General features: G+C 63.7%; 12 protein-coding genes and 2 pseudogenes. 4 read left to right on the forward strand and 10 right to left on the reverse strand.

What is annotated here, in order from left to right:
• Nucleotides 1-94: 94 nt before the first annotated feature.
• Nucleotides 95-898, reverse strand: a pseudogene (locus ACQKQA_RS26110) (trifunctional transcriptional regulator/proline dehydrogenase/L-glutamate gamma-semialdehyde dehydrogenase); the annotation flags it as partial.
• A 459-nt stretch (nt 899-1,357) separates the two neighbouring features.
• Between ACQKQA_RS26110 and putP the strand changes: the two are divergent.
• Nucleotides 1,358-2,842, forward strand: coding sequence for a sodium/proline symporter PutP (putP, locus tag ACQKQA_RS26115; RefSeq protein WP_427563929.1), 1,485 nt, complete (start codon nt 1,358-1,360; stop codon nt 2,840-2,842).
• A 159-nt stretch (nt 2,843-3,001) separates the two neighbouring features.
• On the opposite strand, the gene ACQKQA_RS26120 is transcribed toward putP, so the two are convergent.
• The 6 genes from ACQKQA_RS26120 to ACQKQA_RS26145 form a co-directional block, all read right to left on the reverse strand.
• Nucleotides 3,002-3,496 (reverse strand): DUF2165 family protein, encoded by a 495-nt coding sequence (locus ACQKQA_RS26120; protein WP_427563930.1) that lies wholly within the window; start codon nt 3,494-3,496, stop codon nt 3,002-3,004.
• A gap of 108 nt (nt 3,497-3,604) precedes the next feature.
• On the reverse strand, nt 3,605-4,876 hold the full coding sequence (locus ACQKQA_RS26125) for an O-acetylhomoserine aminocarboxypropyltransferase/cysteine synthase family protein (protein ID WP_427563931.1): 1,272 nt from the start codon (nt 4,874-4,876) through the stop codon (nt 3,605-3,607).
• A 222-nt stretch (nt 4,877-5,098) separates the two neighbouring features.
• A complete protein-coding gene (locus ACQKQA_RS26130; RefSeq protein ID WP_427563933.1) occupies nt 5,099-6,523 on the reverse strand; it encodes an FGGY family carbohydrate kinase in 1,425 nt (474 codons plus the stop codon).
• Nucleotides 6,524-6,550: 27 nt separating this feature from the next.
• Nucleotides 6,551-7,783 (reverse strand): NAD(P)/FAD-dependent oxidoreductase, encoded by a 1,233-nt coding sequence (locus tag ACQKQA_RS26135; protein ID WP_427563935.1) that lies wholly within the window; start codon nt 7,781-7,783, stop codon nt 6,551-6,553.
• Nucleotides 7,770-9,176, reverse strand: coding sequence for an NAD(P)/FAD-dependent oxidoreductase (locus tag ACQKQA_RS26140; protein ID WP_427563937.1), 1,407 nt, complete (start codon nt 9,174-9,176; stop codon nt 7,770-7,772). The genes ACQKQA_RS26135 and ACQKQA_RS26140 overlap by 14 nt, the downstream gene beginning before the upstream one ends.
• Nucleotides 9,177-9,336: 160 nt before the next feature.
• Nucleotides 9,337-10,101, reverse strand: a complete 765-nt coding sequence (locus ACQKQA_RS26145; RefSeq protein WP_427563938.1) for a DeoR/GlpR family DNA-binding transcription regulator — start codon at nt 10,099-10,101, stop codon at nt 9,337-9,339.
• 381 nt (nt 10,102-10,482) lie between these two features.
• On the opposite strand from ACQKQA_RS26145, the gene eutH reads away from it, so the two are divergent.
• The 3 genes from eutH to ACQKQA_RS26160 all read left to right on the forward strand — a co-directional run bounded on the left by eutH (nt 10,483) and on the right by ACQKQA_RS26160 (nt 13,052).
• Nucleotides 10,483-11,718: an ethanolamine utilization protein EutH gene (gene eutH, locus ACQKQA_RS26150; RefSeq protein WP_427563939.1), complete on the forward strand. Its 1,236-nt coding sequence runs from the start codon at nt 10,483-10,485 to the stop codon at nt 11,716-11,718.
• Between the two features lie 37 nt (nt 11,719-11,755).
• Complete coding sequence (locus ACQKQA_RS26155; protein ID WP_427563940.1) at nt 11,756-12,112, forward strand: DUF1937 family protein; 357 nt, start codon at nt 11,756-11,758, stop codon at nt 12,110-12,112.
• 103 nt (nt 12,113-12,215) lie between these two features.
• Nucleotides 12,216-13,052, forward strand: a complete 837-nt coding sequence (locus tag ACQKQA_RS26160; RefSeq protein ID WP_427563941.1) for a 23S rRNA (adenine(2030)-N(6))-methyltransferase RlmJ — start codon at nt 12,216-12,218, stop codon at nt 13,050-13,052.
• Nucleotides 13,053-13,134: 82 nt separating this feature from the next.
• Here ACQKQA_RS26160 and msrA read toward each other — a convergent pair whose 3' ends face one another.
• The 3 genes and pseudogenes from msrA to ACQKQA_RS26175 form a co-directional block, all read right to left on the reverse strand.
• Complete coding sequence (gene msrA / locus ACQKQA_RS26165) at nt 13,135-13,785, reverse strand: peptide-methionine (S)-S-oxide reductase MsrA (protein WP_427563942.1); 651 nt, start codon at nt 13,783-13,785, stop codon at nt 13,135-13,137.
• Between the two features lie 68 nt (nt 13,786-13,853).
• Nucleotides 13,854-16,547 carry a putative bifunctional diguanylate cyclase/phosphodiesterase gene (locus tag ACQKQA_RS26170; protein WP_427563943.1) on the reverse strand — a complete coding sequence of 898 codons (2,694 nt, stop codon included), beginning with the start codon at nt 16,545-16,547 and terminating at the stop codon, nt 13,854-13,856.
• A 309-nt stretch (nt 16,548-16,856) separates the two neighbouring features.
• Nucleotides 16,857-16,964: pseudogene (locus ACQKQA_RS26175) on the reverse strand (2-oxo acid dehydrogenase subunit E2); the annotation flags it as partial.
• Nucleotides 16,965-17,052 lie beyond the last annotated feature (88 nt).

The following is a 17,052-nucleotide window of genomic DNA, read 5'->3' on the forward strand; positions in this document are numbered from 1 at the left end:
CTCTCGGACATCGAGGCGATCGCCCAGGGCAAGGCGGGTACGCGCATCAGCACGGCCAAGCCAGGTATCACTTATCAATAAGAGAAACTCGGGGGGCCAGGGCTTCGGCGATGGTTTCGCCGGTGACGAACTGCTCGCCCATCAGGCGCATGGCCATGTCGACGCCCTTGCGGATCATCGGCTCGCCGCTCTTGCCGATGATGCGGCTCAGGGACGAAGTCAGGCCGGCTTCGTTGTGGGTGGCGACCAGCTTGCCGGTCAGCAGCAGGCCCCAGGTGGCGGCGTTGACGAACAGCGACGGGCTGTTGCCCAGGTGCGGCTGCCAGTTGCCGGTGCTGATCTTGTCGCGGATCAGTGCGTCACGGGTGCCTTTGTCCGGAATCCGCAGCAGGGCTTCGGCCAGGCACATCAGGGCCACGCCTTCCTGGGACGACAGGGAGAATTCCTGCAGCAGGCCCTGGACGATGCCGGCGCGGCCGCCGGCGCTCTTCTGGTTGCGCAGTTTTTCGGCGATCGAGGCGGCCAGCTTGTTGGCGGCGTCGGCGGTGGCGGCCGGCAGGCGCGCCTGCTCCAGCAGCATCGGCACCACTTCCGGTTCCGGGCGGCGGTAGGCGGCGGTGATGGAGGCGCGCAGCACCGACTGTGGCAGGATGCTTTCGGCGAATTCGAGGAAGCACTGGTGGGCGTGGTCGGTCTGCACTTCGCCGGCGTCGTCGCCGTCGGCGCGGGTCGCACCGCTCAGCTCGGTCAGGGTTGCACCACCCTCGAGTTTTTCCAGGTAATTGAAAATTGCCTGCTTGATCAGCCAGTGCGGTGTGCGATCAATCGAGGTCGCGGCAGCCTTCAGGCGTTCGCGGGTCGGGTCGTCGAGTTTGACCCCAAGGGTGGTGGTAGCCATATTTTTATCCTCATGTTTACCACGGTGGCGTGGCATCAGCTGGCGGCAAGATTAGCCGCGAGCCAAGAGAGGTGCAACCGGGTGCAACCTGTTTTTTATCGGAATAATAAGCAGCTCGTCAGGAATTAATTTCCGGTCAGGCAACAGCGCTTCTGCTTGGTGCTTTTAATTCTGTCGCTACGGTTTTTTGCTCCAAAAAGGAGCAAAAAAGCGGTATTCACCGGAAAAACACACTAGGTGCAACTTATTCTCGCAAAACAGGTTGCACCTTCTTTCGGTTGTTGAATAGCATTCGCGCCCAAGGTGCAACCGGCTTCCGGGCCAGTTCATCGGCTGATGGCTTTCCTGGGGAAACATCAGTCATAAATGCGCGGCGTACCGAGTCGTCTTTCCAGCGTAAGCGTTTGGAGGGCGGGTACCGACCGCCGCTACATAAAAACAAAGCCAGGGCGTAACTCAATGAGTGCAAGCAATCCAACCCTGATCACGTTCGTGATCTACATCGCAGCTATGGTGCTGATCGGCTTCATGGCCTATCGCTCGACCAACAACCTCTCTGACTACATCCTTGGCGGCCGCAGCCTGGGTAGCGTGGTGACCGCGCTTTCCGCCGGTGCTTCCGACATGAGCGGCTGGTTGTTGATGGGGCTGCCGGGCGCGATCTACATGTCCGGTCTGTCGGAAAGCTGGATCGCCATCGGCCTGATCGTCGGTGCCTACCTGAACTGGCTGTTCGTCGCCGGTCGTCTGCGAGTACAAACCGAACACAACGGCGATGCATTGACGCTGCCGGACTACTTCTCCAGCCGTTTCGAGGACAAGAGCGGTCTGCTGCGGATCATCTCCGCCATCGTGATCCTGGTGTTCTTCACCATTTACTGCGCTTCCGGCATCGTCGCCGGTGCCCGTCTGTTCGAGAGCACCTTCGGCATGTCCTACGAGAGCGCCCTGTGGGCCGGTGCCGCGGCGACCATCGCCTACACCTTCGTCGGTGGTTTCCTGGCGGTGAGCTGGACCGACACCGTGCAAGCGACCCTGATGATCTTCGCCCTGCTGCTGACCCCGATCATCGTGCTGCTGGCCACCGGTGGCGTCGATACCACCTTCCTGGCCATCGAGGCGCAGGACCCCAGCAACTTCGACATGCTGAAAAACACCACCTTCATCGGCATCATTTCGCTGATGGGCTGGGGCCTGGGCTACTTCGGCCAGCCGCACATCCTGGCGCGCTTCATGGCTGCAGACTCGGTCAAGTCGATCGCCAACGCCCGCCGCATCTCCATGACCTGGATGATCCTGTGCCTGGGCGGCACCGTGGCCGTGGGCTTCTTCGGCATCGCCTACTTCTCGGCCAACCCGGCCGTGGCCATGCCGGTGAGCGAGAACCACGAGCGAGTGTTCATCGAACTGGCGAAGATCCTGTTCAACCCATGGATCGCCGGCATCCTGCTGTCGGCCATCCTGGCGGCGGTGATGAGCACCCTGAGCTGCCAGCTGCTGGTGTGCTCCAGCGCCCTGACCGAAGACTTCTACAAGACCTTCCTGCGCAAGAACGCTTCCCAGCTGGAGCTGGTGTGGGTCGGTCGCGCCATGGTGCTGCTGGTGGCGCTGATCGCCATTGCCATGGCCGCCAACCCGGAAAACCGCGTACTGGGCCTGGTCAGCTACGCCTGGGCCGGTTTCGGCGCGGCCTTCGGTCCGGTGGTGCTGATCTCGGTGATCTGGAAAGGCATGACCCGCAACGGCGCCCTGGCCGGCATCATCGTCGGTGCCCTGACCGTGGTCCTGTGGAAGCACTTCGCTCTGCTGGGCCTGTACGAAATTATCCCGGGCTTCATTTTCGCCTGCCTGGCCATCGTGCTGGTGAGCAAGATGGGCGCGCCGAGCGCGGGCATGGTCCAGCGTTTCGAAGCGGCCGAGAAAGACTACAAGCTCAACCACTGAGTGCGTAAATCCAGCCCTGGCTCCCCTGGGCACTGAAAAACGGCCCGCTGCGTCACCGCAGCGGGCCGTTTTTTATGCTTGATCATCAGGTTCCGAGTGGCTCGCGGGCTCGGTAGCCGCTACAGGGGCAGGGCCTCGGTCCGCGAAATGTGCAGGCGCTCAATGCAATTCGGCGTCGGGCTGGTTGAGGAAGATCAGCACGCCAAGGATCGCCATGTAGAACTTGAACGCGGCGTCCTGGCCATTCCAGGTCGGCGATTGCCACATCATGAACCACTCGCCGCCCACCACCATGAAACCGAAGAACCAGACGCAGAAACCCAGGCCGAAACCGGCAATGGCCCAGCGCTTGGAGCGGTTGAAGCCGCTGGCGCCATCATGCCGGGCCAGCCACAAGCGCAAGGCGCCATAGGCCAGCAGGGCGCCGGTCAAGGCTTCACCGGCGATAATCAGCCAGTAGCCGACATTCCACAGCAGCGGCAGGGTGACGGCCCGACCGGTAGCGCTGTTGCCCGGAAACACACTGTCCATGCTCAGCACGTGCTGGACGAAGGCAAAGTTGGAGCCGTAGTCGCTGATGTTGTTGTAGGCCACCAGCAGGGCGAAGGCGGCGACGGCCAGGGTCATGGTGATCTTTACGTAGCGCACAATCATGTCGGGTTCCTTTACGGGTGAGAGTAGTCCAGGGGGCTGCTGGGTAGGGCGCGCGTCGTGCCAACGCGGGTGGCAAGGGCCCTGGTGTGGGTTGCCAGGGCCTTGGGATCAGGCCTGTTGCAGCGCCTGGTCGAGGTCTTCGAGCAGGTCTTCGATGGCTTCGATGCCCACCGAGAGACGGATCATCTCCGGCTTGACCCCGGCCTTGGCCTGCTCTTCTTCGTTCATCTGCCGGTGGGTGGTGGAGGCCGGGTGGCAGGCCAGGGACTTGGCGTCGCCAATGTTCACCAGGCGCTTGAAGATCTGTAGTGCGTCATAGAAACGCACGCCAGCGGCATAGCCGCCCTTGAGGCCGAAGGAGAGGATTGCTGACGGCTTGCCCTGCATGTACTTGCGCGCCAGTTCGTGGTGCGGGTGGTCGGGCAGGCCAGCGTAGCTGACCCAGGCCACCAGCGGGTGGGCCTTGAGGAACTGCGCCACCTTGATGGCGTTGTCGGTGTGGCGTTCCATGCGCAGGGCCAGGGTTTCCAGGCCTTGCAGCAAGAGGAAGGCATTCATCGGCGCCAGCGCCGCGCCGGTATTGCGCAGCGGCACGGTGCGCGCCCGGGCGATGAACGCCGCCGGGCCAAACTTCTCGGTGTAGACCACGCCGTGGTAGGCCGGCTCCGGGGTGTTGAGGCTGGCGAACTTCTGTGGGTGGTCGGCCCAGGGGAAATTGCCGCTGTCGACTATCACCCCGCCCAAGGAGTTGCCGTGGCCACCGACGTACTTGGTCACCGAATGCACCACGATATCGGCGCCGAAATGGATCGGTTTGCACAGGATCGGCGTGGCCACGGTGTTGTCCACCATCAGCGGTACGCCGCGTGCATGGGTCACATCGGCCAGTGCGGCGATGTCGACGATATTGCCGGCCGGGTTGCCGATGCTTTCGCAGTACACCAGTTTGGTCTGGTCGTCGATCAGTTCGGCGATGGCTTCGGGGGAATCGTCCCGGGCGAAGCGCACCTCGACCCCGAAGCTGGGCAGCAGGTGGGCGAACAGGGTGTAGGTGCCGCCGTAGAGCTGGGGCGTGGAGACGATGTTGTCGCCGGCCTGGGTCAGGGTCTGGATCGCGTAGTGGATCGCCGCGCTGCCGGCCGCCACCGCCAGCCCGGCGATCCCGCCCTCCAGGGCGGCCATGCGCTGTTCCAGCACATTGTTGGTGGGGTTCATGATGCGGGTGTAGATGTTGCCGGGCACATCGAGGTTGAACAGGTCGGCCCCGTGCTGGGCGTTGTCGAACTCGAAGGCGACGTTCTGGTAGATAGGCACGGCCACGGCCTTGGTGGTTGGGTCCGATTTGAATCCATGGTGCAGCGCAATCGTTGCGTCTTTCATACATTCTCGACTCAGTGGCATTCCATTAATGAGTACAGCCAGGCAGGGTTGTGTGCCCGTGCAGCAGTCAGTGGTCCCGTGTGTCTGAGTCGCCAGCAACCGCTTGTTTACCCGCCACTTGGTCGCGGGCGGGGGCGTCAGTGTCCAATAGGTGCGGCGGATGGACAAGGGGGCCAGGGACAGTGCAGAAAAGCGGCGGCCATCCATGGCCGAAGGGCTGTTTCAGCTCGGCTGGGACCAGCCCTGGGAGCGGTTGACCGCGGTGCTGAAGGTGCTGCGCCAGGCATCTGCCGTGGCCCGGTCGATACGCGGCCGGTAGTCAGTGCGGGTGTTGTCCAGGTCCGGCAGTTCCAGCCCCAGGCCGCGGGCGGCGAGAGCGGCGCAGCCCAGGGCGGTGAGTTCGTCGAAGCGCTGGGTGACGATGGTGCGCTGCAGGATATCGGCGAGGAACTGGGCGAAATACGGGCTGCGGGCCAGCCCGCCGTCAATCGACAGCTGGTCGGTGACGTTGAGGTGATCGTCCATCGCCGTGATCACTTCGGCACTGCGCAGGGCCACGCCTTCCAGCACCGCCTGGCACAGGTCCTGGCGAGTGGTGGCGGCATTCATGCCGATCCATACCGCCCCGGCGCTGCGGTCCCAGTGCGGGCAGGCGAGGCCAGACAGCGCGGGGACGAAGGCCAGGTCGCGGGAAATCGCCGGTGGCAGGTCGAAGCTCGCCAGCTCGGAGAAATCGCTGAACAGCCCCAGCCGCCCGGCCCACTCCACTGCGGCGCTGGCGTCGTACACGCCGCCGTCCATGGCATATACCGGCCGACCGTCGGCCTGCCAGGCTACGGTGGCCAGCAGGCCCTTCTCCGGGGCGCGGATGATCCGCTCGCCGGTGACGGTCAGGGCGAAGGCGCCGGTGCCGAAGGTGATCTTGGCATCCCCCGGTTGCCGGCAGCCGTGGCCGTACAGTGAGGCCTGCTGGTCCACTACCGAGGCACTGATGGGAGTTTGGCCGATGAGCCCGAAGTCGCCGACCGTGGCGCGGATTTGCGGCAGGGCTTGCAACGGCACGCCGAACAGCTTGCACAGTTCTGGGTCCCACTGGCCGCTGGCGAGGTTCATCAGCGAGGTGCGCGAGGCGGTGGTGATATCGGTGGCGTAGACCCCGGTCAGGCGGTCGAGAAAATACGCATCGGTGGTGCCCAGGCGCAGCCGGCCCGTACTCAGGGCGGCTTGTGCCGCCGGCAGGTTTTCCACGATCCAGGCCAGCTTGCTGGCGGAGAAGTAGGCATCCAAGGGCAGCCCGGCCCGCTCCAGGGTCAGGGCTTCGGCGCCACTGGCGCGCAACTCTTCGATACGCGCGGCGCTGCGGTTGTCCTGCCAGACGATCACCGGTGACAGCGGCGCGCCACTGACGGCATCCCAGGCCAGGCAGCTTTCGCCCTGGTTGGCCAGGCCGATGGCGTCGACCCGGCCGGTGGCTTCCAGGCAGCGTTGCAGGTTGGCCAGCAGTTCCAGCGGGTCGTGTTCGACCCAGCCCGGGCGTGGGTGATGCTGCTGATGGCGCAGCGCCAGTTGGATGTCGGCACGGCCTTGCATGTCCACGACCAGTACGCGTGTGCTGGTGGTGCCCTGGTCAAGTGCGGCTATTCGCATGGTCTTTTCTCTTATTGTGGGACGGCCCTAGTCGATGCAAATGTCCAGTTGGTCGAGGTGTTCCGGCAATTGCAGATCCTTGAGGGGGATCAGCAGGCGCCGCTCCGGAAGGGCTGATACCGGCCGGCTCCAGAGCTCCAGGCCCTGAGCGCGAACCCGCAAGGTGCCGCTGACCGCCTGACTGACCCGCAGCTGGATGTGCTGCAGGCCCGCCAGCTCGCCGCGCACCAGCCGGCCCGGTACGCCAAGCTTGATCGGGGCTGAGTATTTCAGGGTCAGCGCGTCATGGGGCGCGGGTAGCTGGCCGCACAGGGCCAGGGCCATCAGGCTGCCGATGCGCCGCCCTTCACGGTACGACCAGCCGGCCGTCTCGATCGGCCTCAGCAGGTTGCCGGCGGCGAAGTAGGCTGGGTCCGAACAGCGCCCGTACTGGTCGATCTTCGGCCCGCCGCTACCGCTGTCCAGTTGCAGGTGGCTCAGGCGTACCAGGCTCGACTCCGGGGTGAACTGGCCGGTGAGCAGCACACCGTCGCACGGGATATCGAGAACCTGGCCGTCGGCCAGGCGGACCTTGGCCGATTCCACCCGGCCAGTGCCATTGATCGCCAGCAGCTCGGCGCCAAAGTGCATGGGGATGCCCAGCAACCTTGGAAACACTGACAGCGGCCAGCGGGAGGTGGCCCGGTTATTGGCTTCCAACACCGCCACCGGGCGGATACCGGCGCGCCGACAGCTGAGCACGGCGGACAGGCTGACCAGCTCGGTACCTATGATCAGTGGCCGCTCGAAAGGCTTGAGGTGCTGCACATAGAGGAAGTTCTGCAGGGCCCCGGTGTTGATCACCCCCACCGGGCGATCGCCGGACAGCAGGCGCGCCGAGCGCGGCGTTTCCCGGGCGCCGGTGGCGATCAGGACCTTCTGTGCCTGGACCAGCCGCGACCCGTCGGGGCTGGCCAGGCGCAACAGGCCGCCGGGCTCCATGCTGACCACCGTGTGGCGCAGCAGCAGTATCACGCCGGCTTGCAGCGCGGCCTCGACATTGCGCCGGGCGTAGGCCGGGCCACTTAGAATGCGCTGGTATTCGCCCATGCCGAAGGGCGGGTGGGCACAGTGTCGGGGAATGCCGCCGGCCTCCCTTTCACGCTCAATGACAAGCACCGGGCCGATGCCCTGGCGCCGCAGTTCAATGGCTGCCGCGAGGCCCGCCGGGCCGCTGCCGATAATGGCTACTTCGGCCTGAAGAAGTTCACTGCTGTGCATGGCAACGACCTGTGGCAAGTGGGACGGCCAGTTGGCTGGCGCTGAGCTCGGCAACTTGGGCCGAGCAATAGAAGCCCTGGCAGCGGCCCATGCAGGCGCGAGTGCGACGCTTGAGCCCGCCCAGATCGCCAGGGGGCAGGGGACTGTGCAGGGCGCTCTCGATTTCGCGGCGGGTCACCAGCTCGCAATGGCAGACGATTTCACCGTAGCCGGAGCGTTGCCAGTCACGAGGCAAGTGCTCTGCCAGGTTGGGCATCTGCGGCCAGACCGGTTCGCGCACCGGATGATGCTGGCGGCGTTGGCTGTACAGCTCGTAGACGTGCCGGGCAATGCCCAGGGCGGCGGTGAGCCCGGTGGAGCGGATGCCGCCCACGGTGATCCAGTGTCGGGAATGGTCGGCCTGGATGCGGTATTCCTTCTTTTCGCTGGCGGGACGCAACCCGGCGTAGGTGGCGGTCACCGGCATCCCGGCGAGGGCGGGAATCCGCTCCACGGCAGCATCGACCAGGCTTTGCAGGGTCGGGCCGTCGAGCCCGGCGTGGATCCGGTCCTCCTGCTCTTCGGCGGTGGGCCCCACCAGCAGGTTGCCGTACACCGTGCGGGTCAGGACTATGCCCTTGGTGCGCTCGTTGGGCACCGGCAGGACGATGCGCTCCAGCAGCCTGGCCGCGGCCTTGTCGAAGACCACGAATTGGCCCTTGCGCGGCATGATGCGAAATTCGCTGCGGCCCAGCAGGTTGTGTTCCAGGGTGTCGCCAAACAGCCCGGCGCAGTTGATCACCTGGGCACTGCGCAAGGTGCCCTGGCTGGTGTGCAGGGTCCAGGTCGTACCATCGAACTGGCCTTGCTGCACCTCGCACTGCAACTGCACCCGGGCCCCGTGGGCCATGGCCTGTTGCAGGTAGCCCAGGGGCGCGGACCAGGGGTCGATCAGGTGTTCGTCGGGCACCAGCACCGCGCTCACGGCGTGATTGGCCAGGTGCGGTTCCAGGGCGAGGATCTCGCTGCGTTCCAGCAGGCGCACGTTGCTTACCCCGTTGTCCTGGGCCTGGGCGAGAATCCCCGGCAGCCGGGCCTGGTCCTCGGCGTTCCAGGCCACCACCAGTGCGCCGCACTTGAGCAGCGGCAGGTTCATCGCCGAGTGGATTTCCAGGTATTCCTGGTAGCCGGCCTGCATGCACTGCAGTTCCAGGCTGCCACTAGGGGCATCGAAGCCGGTGTGCAGGATGGCGCTGTTGGCCTTGCTGGCGCCGGAAAGAATGTCGCTGCCCTTTTCCAGCAGCACCACCCGGGCGCCTTCCAGGGCGAAGCGTCGGGCCATGGCGCAACCGACGACCCCGCCACCGACGATGGCCACATCGAAAGTCACATTGTTCGGATAAAGTTCGGTCATATAAGTGCCTGTTTCCTGCGGTAACACCCAAAGATCTGTGCAGGAATCAAAGCATAATGCGGGCCATGATTGTTGTTTTTATTTTTTATTCGGTCATATATCGGTCATATGCCTGTGGTTTTTTAGCGTGTGAAGGCGGCCAGTAGCAATAGCCCCGGGTTCAGGGCTGCGGCACCAGGTGCACTTCCACTCCGGCTTTTTCCAGGGCCGCCAGCAGCCCGGGGCCAGGCTGGCGATCGATCACCAGCCGGTCGATGCGCTCCAGCGGGAACACTTTGAACAGGCCGCGTCGTTCCAGCTTCGAAGAGTCGGCGATCACGGTCAATTGGCGGGCCTGGGCAATCATGGCGCGGGCAACTTCGGCTTCTTCGATGGAGAAGTCCATGGCGCCGTCTTCATTCAGTGCACCGATGGTGATCACCGCATGCTCGGCGTTGAAGCGGGTGATCTGCTCCAGGGCCAGGGTGCCGACGTTCTGGGTCGAGTCAGGGCGATATTCGCCACCGATCATGAACACCCGGTTGCCCGACTCGCCAATGCAGCCGGCGATCGGCAGGGAGTTGGTGATCACCGTCAGGCGCGTGTGCTGCGCCAGTTCCCGAGCGAAGAACAGGGTGGTGGTACCGGTATCGATGAAGATGCTGTCGCCCGCGCAGAATAGGCCGGCGGCGTAGCGGCCGATGGCGCGCTTCTCCTGGGCGTGTTCGTTCATGCGGGTCTGGAAGGTGTTTTCGTGCTCGCCGGTGGGGGGCAGGGCCGCGCCGCCGTGGAACTTGGTGATCAGGCCGCTTTCCGCCAGATCGCTGAGGTCGCGGCGGATGGTTTCCTGGGAGGTGGCGGTGATGCGCGCCAGCTCTTCCACGGAGATCCGCTCCCGCTGCCGCAGGAGTTCGAGAATGTGCTGTCGTCGTTCGTTGGGGCGCATGGTGTTTTCCGTTAGTGGTACTTCGCCACACAAATGGGCATTTTTTGTTACTTACGCACACTCCTGACTCATAAATATGCGTATTCGGTCAAGTACGATGGAAAAGTTAAGCATTTACTTGCACGTTTCACAATGGCCATCAGTCATGAGGTTTAGACAGGGCTACCGGCTCGCCAAGTCAATGCCGCAGTGTTTTATTGACCGATATCTGATTGTTTTTATGTAAAAACCACAACTAATACACATTGTGGCACGGGATATGCCCTGTGTTTCATCACATGGTCCATCGCTCGACTTCGCGATGGGCGACCAGAGCTGGCCTCGACAAGAACCTCCCCAGCGGGGGAAACCTATAAATGACGCTCAGAGAGATGAACCCACATGGCTGAATTTGGAAACTACGTCATTTACCTGATCATGCTCGGCGCCGTGATCGGCGCCTTGTCATCCATCATCAAGCCCGAAAGTGGCCTGGGTAAGGAGTTCGTCAACGGTATCCATTCCATCGGCCCGGTGTTCCTGGCCCAAGCCGGGATCATGGTGGCGATTCCCTACCTGTCCCAAGGCATTTCCCACGCCCTGGGGCCGTTTTTCAACGCCCTGGGCTCGGATGTCTCGATTGCCGCGCTGTCGATCATCGCCGTGGACATGGGCGGCTATCAGTTGGCCAATGCCCTGACCGCCAACCGCGACCTGTGGATCACCGCGATGCTGGTGGGCTACACCTCGGGGGCGACCATCGTCTACCTGATCCCGGTGGGCCTGACCATGCTCGAGCGCAAGGACCACAAGTACCTGGCCCTGGGCGCCATGGCCGGGCTGATCAGCATTCCGTTCGCGGTGTTGATGTCGTTGCTGATCATCACCGCCACCCACTTGCCGGTGCGGGACATCGTCTCCACCAACTCCGAGGCGCTGTACTACCTGTCCCTGGGCTTCGTCGACATGCTCAAGCTGCTGGCGCCGCTGTTCGTGTTCTGCTTCCTGCTGGCGGCGGGGCTGCGCTACCGGCCGCAGATGATGGTCAGGGGCTTCCTGGTGTTCGGCAAAATCATGGACGCGGCGATCAAGCTGATCCTGGCCCTGAGCATCGTCGAGCACTTCACCAAGTTCTTCAGCATCAATTTCGGCGGCTGGGGTTTCGACCCGATGTTCGCCGACGAAAAGGAGCTGTTCCGGGCCATAGAGATCGCCGGCTACATCGGCATCATGCTCGCCGGTACCTTCCCTATCTGCTACCTGTTCCAGCGCTACTGCAAGAAGCCCATGGAACTGCTGGGGCGCCAGTTGAACCTGTCCAGCACCGGCGCCGCGGGCTTTGTCATGGTGTTCGCCAACATCATCGCCACCTACCACCTGTTCAAGCACATGACTGCCCGCGACAAGGTGCTGTGCGTGGCCCTGGGGGTCTGCGCCCAGGCGCTGATCGGTGACCACCTGGCATTCACCGCGAACTTCCAGCCGAGCCTGATCCTGCCGATTCTGATCGGCAAATTGTTCGGCGGCCTGCTGGCGGTGGCGATCGCCATCCGCATCTCGGTGCCGGCCGCCCAGCGTTATGAGCAGCAAGAGCAGGAACAGGCCGCGGCCTTTGCCCTGCAACCCGCGCGGGCCTGAACGGCCCGCTTCACCTATCCATGAAACCGAGGTAACGATGCGCAAGATTTTCCTGGCCTGCCCCTACAGCCACTCCGAGCCGGCCGTCATCAACGAGCGTTTTCTCCAGTGCAACCGGGTAGCGGCGCAGATACTGGAAGCCGGGCATGCGGTGTTCAGCCAGGTGAGCATGTCCCATCCGATCAACCTGTGTCTGGCGGGCAAGGACAACGCCGCCATCGGCAAGCTCTGGGCACCGGTGGATGCGCTGTACATGGCGATGATGGAGGAACTGATCGTGCTCGACCTGCCGGGCTGGAAGGACAGCGGCGGGATCAAGCGCGAGATCGAGGTGTTCGAATCTTCCGGGCGGCGGGTCAGCCTGTGGTCCGAAGTCAGTCGCGAGTTCAGCTGAAACCTCGGCCGTACCCGTCGTCGCTTGCGCCGGGTACGGCCCCGCTCTGAACTGACGACAGCCTGCGCACAAGGTAAACTTGCCCCCCTGCGCAGGAGCAACCATGAACTATCGTCACGCCTTCCACGCCGGCAACCACGCCGACGTCTTCAAACACCTGACCTTGACCCGCCTCATCGCTCTGATGTCGCGCAAGGAGCAGCCGTTCGCCTACCTCGACAGTCATGCCGGCATCGGCCTGTACGACCTCCAGGGCGACCAGGCCAACCGCACCGGCGAATACCTGGAAGGCATCGCGCGCCTGTGGGGCGAGCAGGACCTGCCGGCGCTGACCGCCGACTACATGGCGGTGCTGCACAAGATGAACCCCGATGGCGAGCTGCGTTATTACCCCGGTTCCCCCGAGCTGGCGCGGCGCCTGACCCGGTCCCAGGATCGGGTGCTGCTCAACGAGAAGCACCCGGAAGACGGGCTGCTGCTCAAGGACAACATGAAGGGCGATCGCCGGGTGGCGGTCCACCTGGGCGAGGGCTGGCACGTGGCGCGGGCGCTGTTGCCGGTGGCCGAGAAGCGTGCGGTGATGCTGATCGACCCGCCGTTCGAGCAACTCGACGAGATGCAGCGTTGCGCCGCCTCGCTGAAAGAGGCCATCGGCCGCATGCGCCAGACCGTGGCGGCCATCTGGTATCCGGTCAAGGATCAGCGGGCGCTGCGTCGCTTCTATCAGGACCTGGCCGGCACCGGCGCGCCGAAGCTGCTGCGGGTGGAATTGCTGGTGCATCCACTGGATACGCCGAACAGCCTGAACGGCTCGGGCCTGGCGATTGCCAACCCGCCTTGGGGGCTGGAAGAGGAGTTGCGTGAGCTGCTGCCGTGGCTGGCGGAGAAACTGGGGCAGACCCAGGGCGGCTGGAAGATGGATTGGCTGATCGCCGAATAAGTGTGTAGCCGCTGCCGAGGCATGAGGCGGCGATGGGCTGCGAAGCGGCCCCCGAGGGCGCGCATCGCAGCATCGTTACCGGTCAGATCGGGCAGGTCACGCCAGTGCCGCCGATCCCGCAATAGCCTCCCGGGTTCTTCGCCAGGTACTGCTGGTGGTACGCCTCGGCGAAATACACGGTCGGCGCCTGTTCGATTTCAGTGCTGATTTCACCCAGGCCAGCCTTCGACAACTCAGCCTGATAGGTCGCTTTGCTTTTCAGTGCTGCGTCCAGTTGCTCCGGGGTGGTGGCGTAGATCACCGAGCGGTACTGGGTGCCGATGTCGTTACCCTGACGCATGCCCTGGGTCGGGTTGTGCAGTTCCCAGAACATCGCCAGCAGTTCTTCGTAGCTGACCCTGGCCTTGTCATACACCACCAGCACCACTTCAGCGTGGCCGGTCATGCCCGAACAGACCTCTTCATACGTCGGGTTCGGCGTGAAGCCGCCGGCGTAACCGACCACGGTGCTGACCACGCCCTCACGCTGCCAGAAGCGACGTTCGGCGCCCCAGAAGCAGCCCAGGCCGAAGATCGCAAAGTCGACGTCCTGGAAAAACGGGCCGAGCAGTGGGGTTTCTTCGAAGACAAAGTGCTTTTCAGGCAGGGCCATCGGGGTTTCGCGGCCAGGCAGAGCTTGTTCTTTGGTAGGTAGCACGTTCTTGTTCACCAGAATTTCCGAGCGCAGAACCATGATCAGTCCTCTCAGTCAGGTTGGGGTGGAGTAATTGACTCCCAGTTTGCCCGAGTGTTACAGCGCTGTCAGGCGCTAGGGCCGCGCGGATAACGTTTGAGCTTGTCGATCAGCTGCGAGCCGGGGATCGGTCGGTCGAACAGATAGCCCTGGCCGACATCGCAGCGGTGCCGACGCAGGAAGGACAGCTGCTCCGCGGTCTCGATGCCCTCGGCGACCACCTGGATCTTCAGGTTGTGGGCCATGGCGATCACCGCCGAGGTGATTTCCATGTCGTCCTGGTTGGCGGGGATCTCGTGGATGAAGCTGCGATCGATCTTGATGATGTCGATCGGGAATTTCTTCAGGTAGCTCAGCGACGAATAACCGGTGCCGAAGTCGTCCATGGCCAGGGTCAGGCCGAGCTTTTTCAACTGGTCGAGTTGCTGGTGGGTGTCTTCGGTGGCTTCCAGCAGCAGACCTTCGGTCAGCTCCAGCTCCAGCAGCGAGGCGGGCAGTTGTTCTTCCTTGAGGATGCCGGCGATGGAGGCCACCAGGTCCGGGTCGGAGAACTGCTTGGGCGACAGGTTGATCGCCACCTGCAGGTTGCCCAGGCCGGCGGCGATCAGTTGCTTGCCCATGCGGCAGGCCTGGCGTGCGATCCATTTGCCGATCGGAATGATCAGGCCGGTCTCTTCGGCGACGCTGATGAACTGGTCCGGGCGGATCATGCCCTTTTCCGGGTGGTCCCAGCGCAGCAGGGCTTCCAGGCCCAGCAGGCGCCCGCTGCGCAGGCACAGCTTGGGCTGGTAGAACACTTCCAGCTCGTTCTGGGTCAGGGCGCGGCGCAGGTTGTTTTCCACGAACAGCTTGTAGCTGGCTTCGGCGTTCAGGGCCTCGGTAAACACCTGGACCTGATGTTTGCCGTTGGCTTTGGCCTTGTGCAGCGCCAGGCCGGCGTTGCGCATCAGGGTCTGCGGGTCGCGACCGTGCAGCGGTGCGCAGGCCAGGCCCACCGAACCGGTGACGCTGATGAGCTGGTTGTCGACGAACATCGGTTTGTCGAGGGTCATCAGCAGCTGGCTGGCGATCTGTTGGCCGGCTTCCAGGTCGGTGTCGTCCAGCAGCACGGCGAACTCGTTACTGGCGAAGCGCGCCAGGCTGCCGCTCGGGCTCAGGCTGTTGCGCAGGCGCCGGGCCAGGCTGATCAGCAGCTTGTCGCCGGTCTGGTGGCCGAGGCTGTCGTTGATCCGCTTGAAGTTGTCGATGTCCACCAGCAGCAGGCTGATGGGGCTGTCGCTGTCGCGGGCGAAGCGTTCGTCGAGGTTGCGGATGAAGGCCGGACGGTTGCCCAGGTTGGTCAGGTTGTCGGTGTAGGCCAGGCGCTCGATGCGCTGCTGGGCGAGCTTGGTCTGGGTGATGTCTTCGTAGATGCCGATGTAGTGGGTCAGTTCGCGGTTGTCGCCGTAGACCTTGGAGATCGACAACTGGCCCCAGTAGGGCTCCAGGTTCTTGCGCCGGCTCTTGAACTCGCCCTGCCAGCTGTTGCTTTTGGCCAGGCTGGAAGGGGCGTCGAACAGCAGTTCGCTGAGGTTCTCCAGGGCCGGCAGCTCCGCCAGGCGATGGCCGTGGACTTCCTCGGTGCTGTATTGGGTGATCGCGGTGAAGCTGGGGTTGACGTACTCCACCACGCCGTCGCAGTTGACCAGCAGAAAGGCGTTGGCGCTTTGCTCGACCGCCCGCTGGAACAGGTGCAGGGCGCTGGTGGCGGTGCGCCGGTTGTGGTTGTTGATGACCTGGGCGAACTGGTCCGCCAGCTCGCCGGCGAAGGCGATTTCATCGGATTGCCAGGCGCGGGTGGTGCCCACCTGTTCCAGGCACAGCACGCCGACCACCTGGCCATCGATACGGACGCTCGCGTCGAGCATGGCGTTGATATTGCGCGGACGCAGGCTTTCGGCCATTTCCCGGGTGCGTGGATCGCGCATGGCGTTGTGCGCGTCGATGGCCCGGCTGGTGTGCAGGGCTTCGAGGTAGTCGGGGAAGTCGCTGGCGTCGATCGCCTGCGGCAGGATGTATTGTTGCAGGTCGCGATGATAGGCGCAGATGGGCACCAGCGACTGGCCTTCCAGGTTCCAGATGCTGGCGCAGTCGATCTCGTAGATGTCGCAGGCGCTGCGGGTGATCAGCTCGGCGGCTTCCAGCAGGGAGTTGTTGGTGCTGTAGCGCTGGCGGGCCAGGAGCAGGATCAGGTCCTGCTGGGCGCGCACCCGTTCCAGGTGCTGGAGTTGTTCCTGCTGGGCGCGCTGGTTGAGTTCCAGGGCGATCTGCAGGCGGCTGTTCTGGGTTTCCAGGTCGAGGGCGGGGAACGGCTGGTCGTGTTCGAACAGGTCGTCGACCACCAGGAAGTAGCCGCGCAGCAGGTGTCGATTGTGCTGTTTGTAGGCTTCGCCGAGCTCCAGCAGGCTGAGTGGGCCCTTGGCGGTATGCAGGGTGTAGCGGATCAGGTAATGCGGGCTGTGGGTCAGTTGCTGCTGGATCGCGTCGTGCAACTGATAGCGGGCTTCCGGTTCCATCAGGCTGGCATAGGGCGAGCCGACCAGGGCGCAAAGCTCGACGGCGGGCAGGCCGAACTGGCGTTCACAGTTGGGGTCGAGAAACAGCAGGGCCCAGCTCGCTTCATTCAGCCGTTCGAAACGCAGCATGCCGAGCCGCGAGGGCACAGGCAACTGCGTCACTACCTCGGCCACCATACGGCTGGCGGCATCGGGTTGGCTTTTCATGGAGAAACTCGCTTGGTAAATGCTGATCGCGCCGGGCTCGCGCCCTCTTTACTGTTGCCTGCGGCAAGGTTGCATCATGCGGCACTGACTGACAAGTGAGATGAAGGCTAAGTGCTATAAGAATCTATCGGCAGCGCGGCAGATTTCTGAAAACTTATCTTTGCGGGTGTTTTGCCGGGCTTTGGAGGCGGGTTACCGTGATTTCTCGGCAAAAAAAGCCCCGCCAAATCGGCGGGGTTGAGGTACGAGCGTGGCGCTCGAAAAGGTGCCAGCGGCCGGTTCCCCCATGACAGGGGAACCGGCCGGGTCTTACAGCAGGATGGTGCGGATATCCGCCAGCAGATCGCTCAGACGCTTGGTGAAGCGTGCAGCAGCGGCGCCGTTGATCACGCGGTGATCGTAGGACAGCGCCCGAGGCCCAGCAGCTGGCGACCTTTATCGGCTGGCTGATGCACCGCACCTGGGGCGGGATAATCGCCGGCGCGCTGTTCGTGTTGCCGTCGCT

Source organism: Pseudomonas sp. NPDC089530 (assembly GCF_050280705.1).
Classification (GTDB): domain Bacteria; phylum Pseudomonadota; class Gammaproteobacteria; order Pseudomonadales; family Pseudomonadaceae; genus Aquipseudomonas.